This window comes from Pseudomonas sp. B21-051 (genome assembly GCF_024748795.1).
GTDB classification, from domain to species: Bacteria; Pseudomonadota; Gammaproteobacteria; order Pseudomonadales; family Pseudomonadaceae; genus Aquipseudomonas; species Aquipseudomonas putida_A.
Genome location: NZ_CP087166.1, coordinates 5,668,247 through 5,683,254 on the forward strand (window position 1 = coordinate 5,668,247; position 15,008 = coordinate 5,683,254).

At 60.9% G+C, this 15,008-nt stretch carries 14 protein-coding genes; 3 read left to right on the top strand and 11 right to left on the bottom strand.

What is annotated here, in order from left to right; genetic code table 11:
• Positions 1-116: 116 nt before the first annotated feature.
• The 3 genes from LOY52_RS25580 to LOY52_RS25590 form a co-directional block, all read right to left on the bottom strand.
• Positions 117-1,088: a thymidylate synthase gene (locus tag LOY52_RS25580; protein ID WP_258677022.1), complete on the bottom strand. Its 972-nt coding sequence runs from the start codon at positions 1,086-1,088 to the stop codon at positions 117-119.
• A 50-nt stretch (positions 1,089-1,138) separates the two neighbouring features.
• Entirely contained in the window at positions 1,139-1,954 is an 816-nt protein-coding gene (lgt, locus tag LOY52_RS25585) for a prolipoprotein diacylglyceryl transferase (protein ID WP_007965581.1), read from the bottom strand.
• Positions 1,955-2,047: 93 nt separating this feature from the next.
• Positions 2,048-2,830: a sulfite exporter TauE/SafE family protein gene (locus tag LOY52_RS25590; RefSeq protein ID WP_123585768.1), complete on the bottom strand. Its 783-nt coding sequence runs from the start codon at positions 2,828-2,830 to the stop codon at positions 2,048-2,050.
• 130 nt (positions 2,831-2,960) lie between these two features.
• Here LOY52_RS25590 and LOY52_RS25595 point away from each other — a divergent pair, with 130 nt between their 5' ends.
• Complete coding sequence (locus LOY52_RS25595) at positions 2,961-3,707, top strand: NRDE family protein (RefSeq protein WP_258677025.1); 747 nt, start codon at positions 2,961-2,963, stop codon at positions 3,705-3,707.
• A 70-nt stretch (positions 3,708-3,777) separates the two neighbouring features.
• On the opposite strand, the gene ptsP is transcribed toward LOY52_RS25595, so the two are convergent.
• Both ptsP and LOY52_RS25605 read right to left on the bottom strand, forming a co-directional pair.
• Positions 3,778-6,057, bottom strand: coding sequence for a phosphoenolpyruvate--protein phosphotransferase (gene ptsP / locus LOY52_RS25600; RefSeq protein WP_047596633.1), 2,280 nt, complete (start codon positions 6,055-6,057; stop codon positions 3,778-3,780).
• A gap of 22 nt (positions 6,058-6,079) precedes the next feature.
• On the bottom strand, positions 6,080-6,559 hold the full coding sequence (locus LOY52_RS25605; RefSeq protein WP_003229203.1) for an RNA pyrophosphohydrolase: 480 nt from the start codon (positions 6,557-6,559) through the stop codon (positions 6,080-6,082).
• A 143-nt stretch (positions 6,560-6,702) separates the two neighbouring features.
• On the opposite strand from LOY52_RS25605, the gene LOY52_RS25610 reads away from it, so the two are divergent.
• Complete coding sequence (locus LOY52_RS25610; RefSeq protein ID WP_098966125.1) at positions 6,703-7,359, top strand: HAD family phosphatase; 657 nt, start codon at positions 6,703-6,705, stop codon at positions 7,357-7,359.
• Positions 7,360-7,441: 82 nt separating this feature from the next.
• On the opposite strand, the gene LOY52_RS25615 is transcribed toward LOY52_RS25610, so the two are convergent.
• Positions 7,442-7,867, bottom strand: coding sequence for a DUF2269 domain-containing protein (locus LOY52_RS25615; RefSeq protein WP_258677028.1), 426 nt, complete (start codon positions 7,865-7,867; stop codon positions 7,442-7,444).
• Positions 7,868-7,906: 39 nt separating this feature from the next.
• Positions 7,907-9,421, bottom strand: a complete 1,515-nt coding sequence (gene ilvA / locus LOY52_RS25620; protein ID WP_258677030.1) for a threonine ammonia-lyase, biosynthetic — start codon at positions 9,419-9,421, stop codon at positions 7,907-7,909.
• Positions 9,422-9,721: 300 nt separating this feature from the next.
• On the opposite strand from ilvA, the gene rpiA reads away from it, so the two are divergent.
• Positions 9,722-10,396 carry a ribose-5-phosphate isomerase RpiA gene (gene rpiA, locus LOY52_RS25625; protein ID WP_258677032.1) on the top strand — a complete coding sequence of 225 codons (675 nt, stop codon included), beginning with the start codon at positions 9,722-9,724 and terminating at the stop codon, positions 10,394-10,396.
• A 146-nt stretch (positions 10,397-10,542) separates the two neighbouring features.
• On the opposite strand, the gene LOY52_RS25630 is transcribed toward rpiA, so the two are convergent.
• The 4 genes from LOY52_RS25630 to LOY52_RS25645 form a co-directional block, all read right to left on the bottom strand.
• The gene (locus LOY52_RS25630; RefSeq protein ID WP_258677034.1) at positions 10,543-11,460 is read right to left on the bottom strand and encodes an SdiA-regulated domain-containing protein; all 918 of its coding nucleotides are present in this window, start codon (positions 11,458-11,460) and stop codon (positions 10,543-10,545) included.
• 210 nt (positions 11,461-11,670) lie between these two features.
• Entirely contained in the window at positions 11,671-12,594 is a 924-nt protein-coding gene (locus tag LOY52_RS25635) for an SdiA-regulated domain-containing protein (RefSeq protein ID WP_258677036.1), read from the bottom strand.
• Between the two features lie 213 nt (positions 12,595-12,807).
• Positions 12,808-13,473: a fumarylacetoacetate hydrolase family protein gene (locus tag LOY52_RS25640; RefSeq protein ID WP_202369107.1), complete on the bottom strand. Its 666-nt coding sequence runs from the start codon at positions 13,471-13,473 to the stop codon at positions 12,808-12,810.
• A 41-nt stretch (positions 13,474-13,514) separates the two neighbouring features.
• The gene (locus LOY52_RS25645) at positions 13,515-14,909 is read right to left on the bottom strand and encodes an FAD-binding oxidoreductase (protein WP_258677040.1); all 1,395 of its coding nucleotides are present in this window, start codon (positions 14,907-14,909) and stop codon (positions 13,515-13,517) included.
• Positions 14,910-15,008 lie beyond the last annotated feature (99 nt).

The following is a 15,008-nucleotide window of genomic DNA, read 5'->3' on the forward strand; positions in this document are numbered from 1 at the left end:
ACACAAATCGAAATGTAGGAGCTGCCGAAGGCTGCGATCTTTTGATCTTGCTGTTTATAAGATCAAAAGATCGCAGCCTTCGGCAGCTCCTACATAGGGGTACTGCGTATTGCTTGTCAGACCGCCATTGGCGCGGTCATCGGCGCATGGTGCTCATAGCCTTCCAGCGAGAAATCGCTCGGTTCTACCAGCTCCAGCCACTCAGGCTGATACACACCGGTCTTGGCAAACTCCGGCACGCGATCGGAGATTTTCAGTTTCGGCATGGCAAACGGCTCACGCTTGAGCTGTTCGTTGAGCATGTCCAGGTGGTTCTCGTAGACGTGCGCATCACCGATGAAATAGGTGAACCAGCGCGGCGTGTAGCCGGTCAGGCGACCGATCAGGCTCAGCAGCGCGGCGCCTTCGGTGAGGTTGAACGGCGTGCCCAGACCCAGGTCGTTGGAGCGGATGTACAGGGTCAGGGAGATCTCTTTGGTCTCGACGTTCGGGTGGAACTGGTACAGCAGATGGCACGGCGGCAGGGCCATTTCATCGAGCTGGGCGCAGTTCCAGCCGTGGAACAGGATACGGCGGCTGCCTGGATCGTTGATGATCGTGTCGACGCACTGGCGCACCTGATCGATGGCTTTGTACAGCACCACGTAGGCCTGACCGTCTTCTTCGCCCTGGGCGATCTGCTTATAGCCATTGCTCAGGGTCTGTTCGATGGCGGCGGTGTTGCTCAGCGGGATCTGCTTGTACGCCGGCCATTTGCGCCATTGCACGCCGTAGATTTCGCCGAGATCGTCTTCGCCCTGACGGAACGGGTTGGCCAGCCACTGCGCATTTTCGTTGGCGTTCTGGTCCCAGACCTTGCAGCCCAGTGCACGGAATTCAGCGGCATTGTTCACGCCACGCAAAAAACCGCACATCTCGCCGATGGCCGACTTGAAGGCCATCTTGCGGGTGGTGATCGCCGGAAAGCCTTCCTGCAGATCGAAACGCAGCATCGCACCCGGGAAGCTGATGGTGTTGATGCCGGTGCGGTTGGCCTGTTTGGTGCCGTTCTGAATGACGTGCGAGACCAGTTCGAGATATTGCTTCATGAGTTACCTGTGTCCTTTGAGCCCCGGCGTCGCGCGCCGGGGTTCGTAGTTTAAGCGGTCGGCGCGAGCGGCGCTGCCGGCGCACGACGATAGGCCAGCCAGATCAGGAACAGCCCGCCGACGATCATCGGTACGCACAGCACTTGACCCATGGTCAGCCAGTTCCAGGCCAGGTAGCCCAGTTGCGCGTCCGGAACGCGGACGAACTCGACAATAAAACGGAAAATGCCGTAAAAAAGCGCGAACATGCCGGATACGGCCATGGTCGGACGCGGCTTGCGCGAGAACAGCCACAGGATCAGGAACAGCGCCACGCCTTCGAGCGCAAACTGATACAGCTGCGACGGGTGACGCGGCAACTGCGCCGGATCGCTGAACGGCGGGAAGATCATCGCCCACGGCACATCGGTCGGCTTGCCCCACAGCTCGGCGTTGATGAAGTTGCCGATACGCCCGGCGCCCAGACCGATCGGCACCATCGGCGCAACGAAGTCCATCAGTTGGAAGAAGGTCTTGCCGTTACGTTTGCCGAACCACAGCGCGGCGAGCATCACCCCGATGAATCCGCCGTGGAACGACATGCCGCCCTTCCACACTTCGAAAATCAGCGTCGGGTTGGCGATGTAGGCGCTCAGATCATAGAACAGCACGTAACCCAGACGGCCACCGACAATCACCCCCATCGACAGCCAGAACACCAGATCGGAGAGCTTCTCCTTGGTCCAGGTCGGGTCGAAACGGTTGAGCCGGCTCGACGCCAGCAGCCATGCGCCGCCGATGCCGACGAGGTACATCAGGCCGTACCAGTGGATTTTCAGCGGACCGATGGCCAGGGCCACCGGGTCGATCTGCGGGTAAGGCAGCATTGCGACTCCTCGTTAGAGTTGAAACCAAAATTCCCGGGCGACGCTGCCACCTCAGGATTAAGCCAGGATTGCGGCCTGCTCTGACCCAACGGGTCAGAGCAGGAAATTCAGGCCCACGCAGAACAGCAAAGCGGCGAACAGCCGTTTCAGCAAGCGCGGCGACAATCTGTGTGCCAGGCGCGCGCCGAGACGGGCGAACACCATGCTGGTCAGGGCAATGCCCAGCAGCGCCGGCAAATAGACAAAACCGAGACTATGCGGTGGCAACAACGGATCGTGCCACCCCAGAATCATGAAACTTGATGCACTCGCCACAGCAATCGGCAAGCCACAGGCCGACGACGTTGCCACCGCCTGCTGCATCGGCACGCTGCGCCAGGTCAGGAACGGCACGGTCAGCGAACCGCCGCCGATTCCGAAAATCGCCGAGGCCCAGCCGATCACACTGCCGGCCACGGTCAGACCGAGTTTGCCCGGCACCGTTCGACTGGCCTTGGGTTTGACCTCCAGCGCCAGTTGCACGGCAATCACCAAGGCGAACACGCCGATGATCTTCTGCAGGTTCGGCCCGGAAATCGCCTCGGCCGTCAGCGCCCCAAAACCGGCGCCGAGCAGAATACCCACGGTCATCCACATGAAGATCGGCCAGCGCACCGCACCACGTCGATGGTGTTCACGCACGGCGTTGACCGAAGTGAAGATGATGGTCGCCAGCGATGTCCCTACCGCCAGATGCGTGAGGATCGACTGATCGAATCCCTGCAAGGTAAAACTGAACACCAGCACCGGGACAATAATGATCCCGCCGCCCACCCCGAACAGCCCGGCCAGCACGCCCGCACAGGCGCCCAACGCCAGATAGAGCAGAAATTCCATGACCGTCTCCCAGACGCATCCCCAAAACCGGAGCGGCATGGTAACGGATGCATGCCCTTTGGCTCCACTGACGATGGATGCACGGACGCCGACTGCGTAGAGTGAGCAGAAAACACACAAGGACCACCTTATGTGCCTGATCGTTTTCGCCTGGCGCCCGGGCCATGCCCAGCCGCTGATCGTCGCGGCCAACCGTGACGAGTTCTACGCCCGCCCGAGCCTGCCGCTGGCGCCATGGGCCGACGCGCCGCACGTGCATGCCGGGCGCGATCTTGAGGCTGGCGGCACCTGGCTGGGGATTGGTGCCAACGGGCGCTTCGCCGCACTGACCAATATCCGCGATCCGCACCAGCCGCCGGCGCGCAAGTCGCGGGGAGAGCTGGTGGCGCGGTTTCTCACGGATGATGCTTCGATTGATGATTATCTGCGCGATGTGGTCGGTCGCTCGCCGGAGTACGCCGGGTTCAATCTGCTGCTGGGCAATGCCCATGAGCTGTGGCACTTCAATGCGCGGACGTCCGAGCCGGTGATGCTCGAACCCGGCGTTTACGGGCTATCGAATGCCGGGCTGGATACGCCGTGGCCGAAGTTGCTCAAGGCCAAGGCGGCATTGAGAGCGGTGCTGGATGATCCGCAGCCTGCGCGACTGCTCGAGTTACTGAGCGATGCCCAGACCGCGCCGTTTAACGAATTGCCGGACACCGGGGTCGGGCTGGCCACGGAATCACTGCTGTCGAGTGTGTTTATTGCCAGTCAAAGTTACGGGACGCGGGCGAGTACGGCGTTGATCGTGCAGGCGGATGGCACGCGGCGGATGGTCGAGCGCAGTTTCGGGCCGTATGGCGGGCATCTGGGTGAGGTGGAGATCAGAATCTAAAGATCGCAGCCTCCGGCAGCTCCTACAGGGGTACTCATTCCATGTAGGAGCTGCCGAAGGCTGCGATCTTTCAGAGGGCCTTGTTGACCGCCGGCGGATTCATCTTCGACAGCCCGAGATTCTTCAGCGCCAGTTGCAGCGAGCTGTGGATCACTTGCGGGTTATCGATCTTCATCAGCTCCGCCAGCAGATCCTTGGCCTTGCTCAGGTTGATCTGGCGCAGCATCCATTTCACTTTCGGCAGGTTGGTGGCGTTCATCGACAGGCTGTCGAAGCCCATCGCCATCAACAGCACCGCCGCTGCCGGATCACCGGCCATTTCGCCGCAGATGCTCACCGGCTTGCCTTCGGCATGTGCGTCGCGCACCACGGTTTGCAGGGCTTGCAGCACCGCCGGGTGCAAGTAGTCGTAGAGATCGGCCACTCGCGGGTTGTTGCGGTCGACCGCCAGCAGGTACTGGGTCAGGTCGTTGGAGCCGACCGACAGGAAGTCCACCTGGCGCGCCAGTTCCTTGGTCTGGTACACCGCGGCCGGAATTTCGATCATCACCCCGATCGGCGGCATCGGCACGTCGGTGCCTTCGTCACGCACTTCGCCCCAGGCCCGGTGGATCAGGTGCAGGGCTTCTTCGAGTTCGTGGGTGCCGGAGATCATCGGCAGCAGGATCCGCAGGTTGTTCAGGCCTTCGCTGGCCTTGAGCATCGCGCGGGTCTGCACCAGGAAGATTTCCGGGTGGTCGAGGGTCACGCGAATCCCGCGCCAGCCGAGGAACGGGTTGTCTTCCTTGATCGGGAAGTACGACAGCGACTTGTCACCGCCGATGTCGAGGCTGCGCATGGTCACCGGCTGCGGATGGAACGCGGCAAGCTGCTCGCGGTAGATCGCCAGTTGTTCCTTTTCACTCGGGAAGCGCTGATTGATCATGAACGGCACTTCGGTGCGATACAGGCCGACACCTTCGGCGCCGCGCTTCTGCGCCCGCGCCACATCGGCCAGCAGACCGGTGTTGACCCACAACGGCATGCGATGGCCATCGAGGGTCACGCACGGCAGATCACGCAGGGTGTCGAGGCCCAGCGCCAGTTGTTTCTCTTCTTCGACCACCTCGGCGAACTGCTTGCGCAGCACATCGCTGGGGTTGGTGTAGACCTCGCCTCGGGTGCCATCGACGATCACTTCAATGCCGTCGACCTTGGCGTACGGCAGGTCGACCAGGCCCATCACCGTCGGAATGCCCATGGCCCGGGCCAGGATCGCGACGTGGGAGTTACCCGAACCCAGTACCGACACCAGACCGACCAGCGTGCCTTCCGGCACTTCGCCGAGCATCGCCGGCGTCAGCTCTTCGCTGACCAGAATGGTTTTTTCCGGGTAGACCAGGTTCTGTTGACGCTCTTCCTGCAGGTAGGCCAGCAGGCGGCGGCCGAGATCCTTGACATCCGACGCACGCTCGCGCAGGTAGGCGTCGTCCATCAGTTCGAAACGGTTGACGTGCTCAGTGACCACCTGACGCAGCGCGCCCTGGGCCCACTGGCCGGTCTTGATCACGGTAGTGATTTCGCTGCCCAGCGAGGCATCGTCGAGCATCATCAAGTAGACGTCGAACAGCGCACGTTCTTCCGGGCGCAGCTGGGTCGCGAGCTTGGCGGACAACGCGCGCATGTCGGCGCGCACGCCTTCGATGGCGGTCTTGAACAGCGCCAGCTCGGCGTCGATGTCGGTGATGGTTTTATCTGGCACAACGTCCAGGTCCGCCGGCGGCAGCATGACCACCGCAGTACCGACTGCCGCACCCGGCGAGCCCGGTACGCCGACGAACTTGGCTTCCTGGATGCCCTTGCCCTGTCTGCCCAGACCACGGATCGAGCCGGTGGCCTCGGCGTGGGCGATAACGCCGGCGAGCTGCGCGCTCATGGTCACGAGGAAGGCTTCTTCACCTTCATCGAACTGGCGGCGTTCTTTCTGCTGGATGACCAACACGCCGACGACGCGGCGGTGGTGAATGATCGGCGCCCCGAGGAAAGAGGCGTAGCGCTCCTCGCCGGTTTCGGCGAAGTAGCGGTAGCGCGGGTGATCCGCGGCGTTTTCGAGGTTCAGGGGTTCTTCACGCGTGCCGACCAGACCCACCAGACCTTCGTTGGGTGCCATGCTGACCTTGCCGATCGAGCGCTTGTTCAAGCCCTCGGTGGCCATCAGGACGAAGCGGTTGGTCTCGGGATCAAGCAGGTAGACCGAGCAGACCTGGCTGCCCATGGCCTCTTTGACGCGCAACACAATAATCCCCAACGCCGCCTTGAGATCCTTGGCGGAGTTAACTTCCTGGACGATCTTGCGCAGCGTATTGAGCATGGCTCGGGGTCGAACTCCGTCGTCAGTCGCGCGCTAAAAGGCGCGGGGCAAGCTCTTTGAGGGCGCGTCGATACACCTCGCGCTTGAATGTCACCACCTGGCCCAACGGATACCAATAACTGACCCAGCGCCAGCCATCGAACTCCGGTTTACCGGTCAAATCCATCCGCACCCGCTGCTCGTTGGAGATCAGGCGCAGGAGAAACCATTTCTGTTTCTGGCCGATGCACAGCGGTTGGCTGTGGGTACGCACCAGACGTTGCGGCAAACGATAGCGCAACCAGCCCCGGGTACAGGCCAGTATTTCAACATCTTCACGTTCCAGGCCAACTTCTTCGTTCAGCTCGCGGTACAAGGCGTCTTCCGGCGTCTCCTCGGGGTTGATCCCCCCTTGTGGAAACTGCCAGGCATCTTGATTGATACGGCGAGCCCATAGCACCTGGCCGGCGTCATTCGTCAGAATGATCCCGACATTGGGGCGGAAACCATCGGGGTCGATCACGGCAACAACCTCGCAAACGCATGTCGCCGCATTGTTCCACAAAGCTTGATAAGGCGGCAACGAAGGTTCCTACCTTATGTGCACTCTTGTGAAAAGACCGTATTCTTGTCGCCTTTTTACTGACTTTTCAGCGGGTAACTGCAATGCGCCTGGCTCTATTCGATTTGGACAACACCCTTCTGGGCGGCGACAGCGATCACGCCTGGGGCGACTATCTGTGCGAACGCGGCTTCCTCGACCCGGTTGCATACAAGCAGCGTAACGACGAGTTCTATCAGGATTACCTGGCCGGCCAGCTGGATAACGCCGCGTACCTGAACTTCTGCCTGGAAATCCTCGGCCGCACCGAAATGGCCGTGCTCGAACAGTGGCACAACGATTACATGCGCGACTGCATCGAGCCGATCGTGCTGCCCAAGGCGCTGGAGCTGCTGAAACAGCACCGCGACGCCGGCGACAAACTGGTAATCATCACCGCCACCAACCGCTTCGTCACCGCGCCGATTGCGGTGCGCCTGGGCGTTGAAACCCTGATCGCCACCGAGTGCGAGATGGTCGATGGCCGCTACACCGGACGCAGCACCGACATTCCGTGCTTCCGCGAAGGCAAGGTGACGCGCCTGAATCGCTGGCTGGAGGAAACCGGGTATTCGCTGGATGACAGCTATTTCTACAGCGATTCGATGAATGACCTGCCGCTGCTGGAGCAGGTGGCGAACCCGGTGGCGGTGGATCCAGATCCGAATCTGCGGGCCGAGGCCGAGAAGCGCGGATGGCCGGTGATTTCGTTGCGCGACTGAAGATCAAAAGATCGCAGCCTTCGGCAGCTCCTACAGGTACACATCCCGTGTAGGAGCTGCCGAAGGCTGCGATCTTTTCGCTTCACACGGGTTTGGCCCCCATCAACCCGGCAATGGCGATAAAGCAGACGAAACTGAACAACGCCAAGGCAAACGTGAACTTGCCAACCCCACTCGGCGCCTTGCGCAACCGATTCAACCGCACCAGCAACCAGAACCACGCCAGCGCGGCCACGGTATACAGCACACTGGAAGCCAGCAGCCAGGTTTGCCCCAGCGGCCAGCCGACCAGATGCACCATGCCCCAGCCGGTAAACGGCATGCTCAACAGCGCCAGGCCCATCAACAGCCAGATAAACACCCGTGGCCGTTGCAGGGTGCGACTACCCGCCGATGCATCACCTTTGCGGCGCGCCAGAAAAACCCAGACTCCCAGACCCAGCGCACTGGCCAGCAACACCACGGTGGCGACCATGTGCGCGGTTTTCAGGGCAGTTAACGTTTCCATTGTTCGATTTCCTTATGGCCTGCCCATCAGCGTAGCCGCTCAACCAAGAAACAGCTGATAGGCCGGGTTCTCGCTTTCATCCCAGTACGGGTAGCCGATTTCCTCAAGCGCCGCCGGCACCAGATGACGTTCGTCATGCGGTACTTGCAGGCCCGCGACCACCCGGCCATCCGCCGCGCCATGGTTGCGGTAATGGAACATCGAAATGTTCCAGCGCCCGCCGAGTTTGTTGAGGAAGTTGAACAGCGCGCCCGGGCGTTCCGGGAATTCGAAGCGGAACACCACTTCGTCGATCACGTGCGCTGCGTGGCCGCCGACCATGTGGCGGATGTGCAGCTTCGCCAGCTCGTTGTCGGTCAGGTCGATGACCGGAAAGCCCTGCTCGGCCAGACTCGCCAGCAGTGCGCTGCGCGGGTCGTTTTCCGGGTGAGTCTGCACGCCGACGAAGATGTGCGCTTCGCTGCCGGTGTTGTAGCGGTAGTTGAATTCGGTGATCTGGCGCTTGCCGATCGCTTCGCAGAAGGCCTTGAAGCTGCCGGCCTGCTCGGGAATGGTCACAGCGATGATCGCTTCGCGGCCTTCGCCCAATTCAGCGCGCTCAGCAACGTGACGCAAACGGTCGAAGTTGACGTTGGCTCCGGAGTCGATCGCGACGAAGGTCTGGCCACTGACGCCGCGCAACTCGACGTACTTCTTGATCCCGGCCACGCCCAAGGCGCCGGCAGGCTCGGTGATCGAGCGGGTATCGTCGTAGATATCCTTGATGGCCGCGCAGATCTCGTCGGTGCTGACGGTGATCACTTCATCGACGTAATCCTTGCAGATATCGAACGTGTGCTGGCCGATCTGCGCCACCGCCACGCCATCGGCGAAGATGCCCACGGTCGGCAGCACCACGCACTCACCGGCGGCCATGGCCGCTTGCAGGCAGTTGGAGTCGTCCGGCTCGACGCCAATGACCTTGATGTCCGGACGCAGGTATTTCACGTACGCCGCGATACCGGCAATCAGACCGCCGCCGCCAACCGGCACGAAGATCGCGTCCAGCGGTTGCGGGTGCTGGCGCAGAATTTCCATCGCCACGGTGCCCTGCCCGGCAATGGTGTGTGGATCGTCGTACGGGTGGATGTAGACGTAGCCCTTTTCATCCACCAGCTTCAGCGAGTAGGCCAAGGCTTCCGGGAACGAATCGCCGTGCAGCACCACTTTGCCACCGCGCGAACGCACGCCTTCGACCTTGATCTCCGGGGTGGTCTTGGGCATCACGATGGTGGCTTTCACGCCCAGCACTTTAGCCGCCAGCGCCAGACCCTGCGCATGGTTGCCCGCCGACGCGGTGACCACGCCACGGGCGCGCTCTTCGTCGGTCAATTGAGTCAACTTGTTGTACGCGCCGCGAATCTTGAACGAAAACACCGGCTGCAAGTCTTCACGCTTGAGCCAAATGTCATTGCCCAGCCGCTCGGAGAGCTGGCGAGCGTTCTGCAGCGGGGTTTCTACGGCAACGTCATAAACGCGCGAGGTGAGGATCTTTTTGACGTACTGTTCGAGCATCGGAAAGCATCACTGGCGATTGGGCGGGACCGACGAGTCTAACCCGGCTTTTGGGCGCACGACCACACTGAACAGGGGGTTTTAGGGTGTGGAGACCTATTGTGGCGAGGGAGCTTGCTCCCGCTCGGCTGCGCAGCAGTCGTAAATCAGAACATACGATTTGTCTGAAAGAATGCAAAGGACCGCTTCGCGCTCCAGCGGGAGCAAGCTCCCTCGCCACAGGGGTGTTTCCCCCTTCACCACCGCGGGGCCTATAATGCCGGCCTTTCCGTACTCACCTTGCCCGCTTCCGGAGCCCGCATGACCCAGGATCAACTCAAACAGGCAGTGGCTCAGGCCGCCGTCGACTTCATCCTTCCGAAACTCGACGACAAGAGCATCGTCGGCGTCGGCACCGGCTCCACCGCCAACTGCTTCATCGATGCGCTGGCCCAGCACAAGGGCGCGTTCGATGGCGCGGTCGCCAGCTCCGAAGCCACTGCGGCGCGCCTCAAGGGCCACGGCATTCCGGTGTATGAGCTGAACACCGTCAGCGACCTGGAGTTCTACGTCGACGGCGCCGACGAGAGCGACGCGCACCTGAACCTGATCAAGGGCGGCGGCGCCGCCCTGACCCGCGAGAAGATCGTCGCGGCCGTGGCCAAGACCTTCATCTGCATCGCCGACGCCAGCAAACTGGTGCCGGTGCTGGGCGAATTCCCGCTGCCAGTCGAAGTGATCCCGATGGCCCGCAGCCACGTCGCCCGCCAGTTGGTGAAACTGGGGGGCGACCCGGTGTACCGCGAAGGCGTGCTGACCGACAACGGCAACATCATCCTCGACGTGTACAACCTGCAGATCACCAACCCGGTGGAGCTGGAAGCGCAGATCAATGCGATCGTCGGCGTGGTCACCAACGGCCTGTTCGCGTCGCGGCCGGCGGATCTGCTGTTGCTGGGCACCAGCGAAGGTGTGAAAACCCTGAAGGCTGAGTAAGCCCGGACTGCCCGAAATTAATGGGCAGACGAATAAACCTGTGGGAGCGAGCCTGCTCGCGAAAGCGCCAGTTCAGCCAACATTTTCATTGGCTGACACGACGCCTTCGCGAGCAGGCTCGCTCCCACAGTGTTTTGTGGTGTTAGTCAAGGTTGCACAGGTTTCTTGAAGACGTAAAACAAGTTCGGCTCGCTCACCAGATACAACGTCCCGTCGTCATCCATCGCAATGCCTTCGGCCTGCGGCACGCTCTTCTGCAAACCCTGCCGCCCCTTGTTCAGTGACAGTGTGCTCAACGGCCGCCCATCCACATCCAGCTCCAGAATCAGCCCCGACTCGTCGGACAGCGCCAGCAAATGGCCGCTGCGCTCGTCGTATTGCAGGCTCGACAGATCGCGCACGAACATCCCGGCATCGCGCTTGGGGTTGTTGATCACGTGCACCGCGTAGGACTTTTCCGGATTGAAGTGCGGAAAACCGTGCACCTCATAAATCAGCATGGGGTCACGCTCCTTGGCGACGAACAGGCGCTTGCCCACCGAGTCATAGGCCAGGCCTTCGAAGCCCTTGTTGCCGCTCATGTGCACGCCGAGGGTCATTTGTTCGGCATCCGCCGCATCGAGGAACGTGGTGTCCCGCTGCAGATGCACCTTGATAAGGCGTTGCTCTCGCTCGTCGGTGATCACGTAAGTGTCGGCGCTGATGAACTCCACCGCTTCCGCATCGCCGAAACCAATCAACGCGATGCGCCGCAGAATTTTGCCTTCAAGCGACAACTCGACCAGTTCGGCATTCTTGTTGGTCACGGTGAACAGGCTCTTGCGCACCGGATCGTAGGTCAGCGCCGAAACATCGTCGTTCAGCCCTTCGATGACCCGAGCTTCGACCTCGACCCGGTATTGATCCAGACCAATGGCCTCGCTGCTCAACGGCTGCCACAAGGTCTGCAGATTGAACCAGGCGCGCTCGAACAGGCGCAGGTATTGGCCGATCGCGATCAACGCGATCAGGGCAACCACCGACAGGATGACAAACAAAGGCTTGGGGCGGGCAAGTCGACGCATTCGGGCAGGCTCGGGATCAAAACAGGCGGATGAAATATCACGCCTGTCTGAACTGAAGCTTAATGGCCACTAGCCCTTGCCCACAACAGAACCGTGTAGGAGCTGCCGAAGGCTGCGATCTTTTGATCTTGATCTTGATTCTTGATCTTGAAAAACAAAATCAAAAGATCGCAGCCTGCGGCAGCTCCTACAGGGGAAAAATTCAGGCTGCTACTTTTGCTTTTCGAAGCGATAGAACAGGTTCGGCTCGCTGACCATGTACAGCGTACCCGCGTCGTCCATGGTCACGCCTTCGGCGCGGGGGATGGTGTCCTTCAAACCGTTGAAGCCGCCGAGCAGGGTCATGAAGCTGACTTGCTCGCCCTTCTCGTCCAGCTCCAGCAACAGGTGCGAATCGGCGGACAGCACCAGGGTGTGGCCGGTACGCGGGTCGATGGCCAGCGCCGAAAGGTTGCGGATATCCAGCTCATCACTGGCCAGCTTCTGCTTGTCGCCCTTGAGGATCTGACTGCCATCACTTTTCCAGGTGAACAGCGCCGGCGGCCGCTCTTCGCCCAGCAGCAACTGCTGGTTGCGCGGATCCCAAGTGATTGCCTCAAATGCCTTGTTCTGGTTTTTCGACGGGCCGAGGTCGTATTTCGGGAAGTCGGCGATATTCAGCTCGCGGGTGTTGGCATCGACCTTGACGATAGTCAGCAGGTGCTCGCGCTCATCGACGATCGCCATCAGGCCGTTTTCCAACACGGTCACGCCTTCCGGATTGCTCCAGCCCACCAGCGGCATCTTGCGCAGCACATCACCCTGCAGGGTCAGTTCGACCAGAAACGGATTCTTGCCCATCACCGAAAACAGGGTTTTGGTCTGCGGGTTGTAGGACAGGTCCGAGGCCTCGTCCTTTTCCATGCCCGGCAGCCGCTTGCCGTCGATCACCGCCCGATAATCCGGCAGCCAGATGCTTGCCTTCTGCTCGGCCTGAGTCTCGAGTCGCTCGCGCAGCCACAGCAGACCACGGTCGTCCCAATGCATGACAAACGCCAGACCATAGGCGACAGCGAGCACCAGCAACAGCCAGACATACCAGCGCAGGGCAAAACGTGAACGACGGGAAGTTTTGAGCTGAGTTTGAGCGGACATCAGGGACGCGTTCCGAATATTCAGGCTATGGGTAATAGCACAAAGAGGCCGGCTCAGACGCCAGAATGAGAGGAATTATCCGGACAGAATGTGAAAAAAACGGCAAATGGCGGGATTGTCCCTGCCTTATAAAGCCGGATCAAAAGATCGCAGCCTGCGGCAGCTCCTACAGAGACAGGTGTAGGAGCTGCCGCAGGCTGCGATCTTTTGCCCTTAGCGCACGCTGCTGGTGAAGCTGCTCGCGCCAACCAGCTCCAGCACGATGTCGTCGCCGACATTCAGCGGGCCGACGCCCACTGGCGTGCCGGTGAGGATCACGTCGCCGGCCTGCAGCGAGAAGCAGCCGGCCATGTGCTGAATCATCGGCACGATCGGGTTGAGCATCGCGCTGCTGTTACCGTCCTGGCGCACTTCACCGTTGATGGTCAGGCGGATGCCGATGTCGGTCAGATCAGGGAAAGTGCTGCCGACCACGAACGGCGCGATCACCGCCGCGCCGTCGAACGACTTGGCGATTTCCCATGGCAAACCCTTGGACTTGAGCTCGGCCTGTTTGTCGCGCAGGGTCAGGTCCAGCGCTGGAGCGAAACCGGAGATCGCGTCAAGCACCTCTTCACGGCTTGGCTTGGTCGACAACGGCTTGCCGATCAACACGGCGATTTCCGCTTCGTAGTGCACCGAGCCGCGCTCGGTCGGAATGCTGAAACCGCCTTCCAGCGGCACCACGCAACTGCCTGGCTTGATGAACAGCAACGGCTCGGTAGGCACCGGGTTGTCCAGTTCCTTGGCGTGTTCGGCGTAATTACGGCCAATGCACACCACTTTCCCGATCGGGAAGTGAATGCGCGTGCCGTCGACGTACTGGTGCTGATAGCTCATTTACCGACTCCTGCCTTCATTGATTCATCAGGGATTGCCAATCAAACCGCGAAGATCTTGCCCGGGTTCATGATGCCGTTGGGGTCGAACACCGCTTTGACCGCTTTCATGTACTCGATTTCGACCGGCGAACGGCTGTACGTCAAGTAGTCGCGCTTGGTCATGCCCACGCCGTGCTCGGCGGAAATCGAACCGTTGTACTTCTCGACGGTTTCGAACACCCACTTGTTGACGGTCGCGCACTTGGCGAAGAACTCGTCCTTGCTCAGGTTATCCGGCTTGAGGATGTTCAGGTGCAGGTTGCCGTCGCCAATGTGGCCGAACCAGACGATTTCGAAGTCCGGGTAGTATTCGCCGACGATCGCGTCTATTTCCTGCAAGAACGCTGGCACTTTTGACACGGTAACCGAGATATCGTTCTTGTACGGCGTCCAGTGCGAGATGGTCTCGGAGATGTACTCGCGCAGCTTCCACAGGTTCTGCAGCTGGGTTTCGCTCTGGCTCATCACACCGTCCAGCACCCAGCCCTGCTCGACGCAGTGTTCGAAAGTTTCCAGCGCCGTGTTGGCCACTTCTTCGCTGGTCGCCTCGAATTCCAGCAGCGCGTAGAACGGACACTCGGTCTCGAACGGCGCCGGCACATCACCACGGCCCAGCACTTTGACCAGGGCCTTGTCAGAGAAGAATTCGAACGCGGTCAGGTCGAGTTTGTCCTGGAAGGCGTGCAGCACTGGCATGATCGAGTCGAAGTCGGCGGTACCGAGGACCATCGCGGTGAGGTTTTTCGGCGCGCGATCCAGGCGCATGGTCGCTTCAACCACAAACCCGAGCGTGCCTTCGGCGCCGATGAACAGCTGACGCAGGTCGTAACCGGTGGCGTTCTTGATCAGGTCTTTGTTCAGCTCCAGCACATCGCCCTTGCCGGTGACCACCTTCATCCCGGCGACCCAGTTGCGGGTCATGCCATAGCGAATCACCTTGATCCCGCCGGCATTGGTGCCGATATTGCCGCCAATCTGGCTGGAACCGGCGGAAGCGAAGTCCACCGGGTAGTACAGGCCGTTCTCTTCGGCGACGTTCTGCAGGTGCTCGGTGACCACGCCCGGCTGACATACGGCGGTGCGGTCGGTGAGATTCACATCGAGAATCTGGTTCATGTAGTCGAACGACACCACCACTTCGCCATTCGCGGCCACGGCGGCGGCGGACAGCCCGGTGCGCCCGCCGGATGGCACCAGCGCCACCTTATGGGTGTTGGCCCAGCGGACGATCGCCTGCACCTGTTCAATGGTCTTGGGAAACACGATGGCGCAGGGCGCGGGCGCGAAGTGCTTGGTCCAATCCTTGCCGTACGCGTTCAGGGAGTCGGCGTCGGTCAGGACCTTGCCAGGCTCGACCAGGGTCTTCAGTTCATCAATCAGGGCAGGATTGGTCATCGACAGAACTCTCGAACAATTCATGGTCATCCTGAGAACGCTTCACGTCGCAGGAATGAGTGATTAGCGGGGCGGCTATGCTAGCATACCGACCCCGCA

Excerpts from the sequence above, each read along its gene's own strand:
- LOY52_RS25580 (WP_258677022.1), bottom strand. The coding sequence starts at position 1,088 with ATGAAGCAATATCTCGAACTGGTCTCGCACGTCATTCAGAACGGCACC.
- lgt (WP_007965581.1), bottom strand. The coding sequence starts at position 1,954 with ATGCTGCCTTACCCGCAGATCGACCCGGTGGCCCTGGCCATCGGTCCG.
- LOY52_RS25590 (WP_123585768.1), bottom strand. The coding sequence starts at position 2,830 with ATGGAATTTCTGCTCTATCTGGCGTTGGGCGCCTGTGCGGGCGTGCTG.
- LOY52_RS25595 (WP_258677025.1), top strand. The coding sequence starts at position 2,961 with ATGTGCCTGATCGTTTTCGCCTGGCGCCCGGGCCATGCCCAGCCGCTG.
- ptsP (WP_047596633.1), bottom strand. The coding sequence starts at position 6,057 with ATGCTCAATACGCTGCGCAAGATCGTCCAGGAAGTTAACTCCGCCAAG.
- LOY52_RS25610 (WP_098966125.1), top strand. The coding sequence starts at position 6,703 with ATGCGCCTGGCTCTATTCGATTTGGACAACACCCTTCTGGGCGGCGAC.
- LOY52_RS25615 (WP_258677028.1), bottom strand. The coding sequence starts at position 7,867 with ATGGAAACGTTAACTGCCCTGAAAACCGCGCACATGGTCGCCACCGTG.
- ilvA (WP_258677030.1), bottom strand. The coding sequence starts at position 9,421 with ATGCTCGAACAGTACGTCAAAAAGATCCTCACCTCGCGCGTTTATGAC.
- rpiA (WP_258677032.1), top strand. The coding sequence starts at position 9,722 with ATGACCCAGGATCAACTCAAACAGGCAGTGGCTCAGGCCGCCGTCGAC.
- LOY52_RS25630 (WP_258677034.1), bottom strand. The coding sequence starts at position 11,460 with ATGCGTCGACTTGCCCGCCCCAAGCCTTTGTTTGTCATCCTGTCGGTG.
- LOY52_RS25635 (WP_258677036.1), bottom strand. The coding sequence starts at position 12,594 with ATGTCCGCTCAAACTCAGCTCAAAACTTCCCGTCGTTCACGTTTTGCC.
- LOY52_RS25640 (WP_202369107.1), bottom strand. The coding sequence starts at position 13,473 with ATGAGCTATCAGCACCAGTACGTCGACGGCACGCGCATTCACTTCCCG.
- LOY52_RS25645 (WP_258677040.1), bottom strand. The coding sequence starts at position 14,909 with ATGACCAATCCTGCCCTGATTGATGAACTGAAGACCCTGGTCGAGCCT.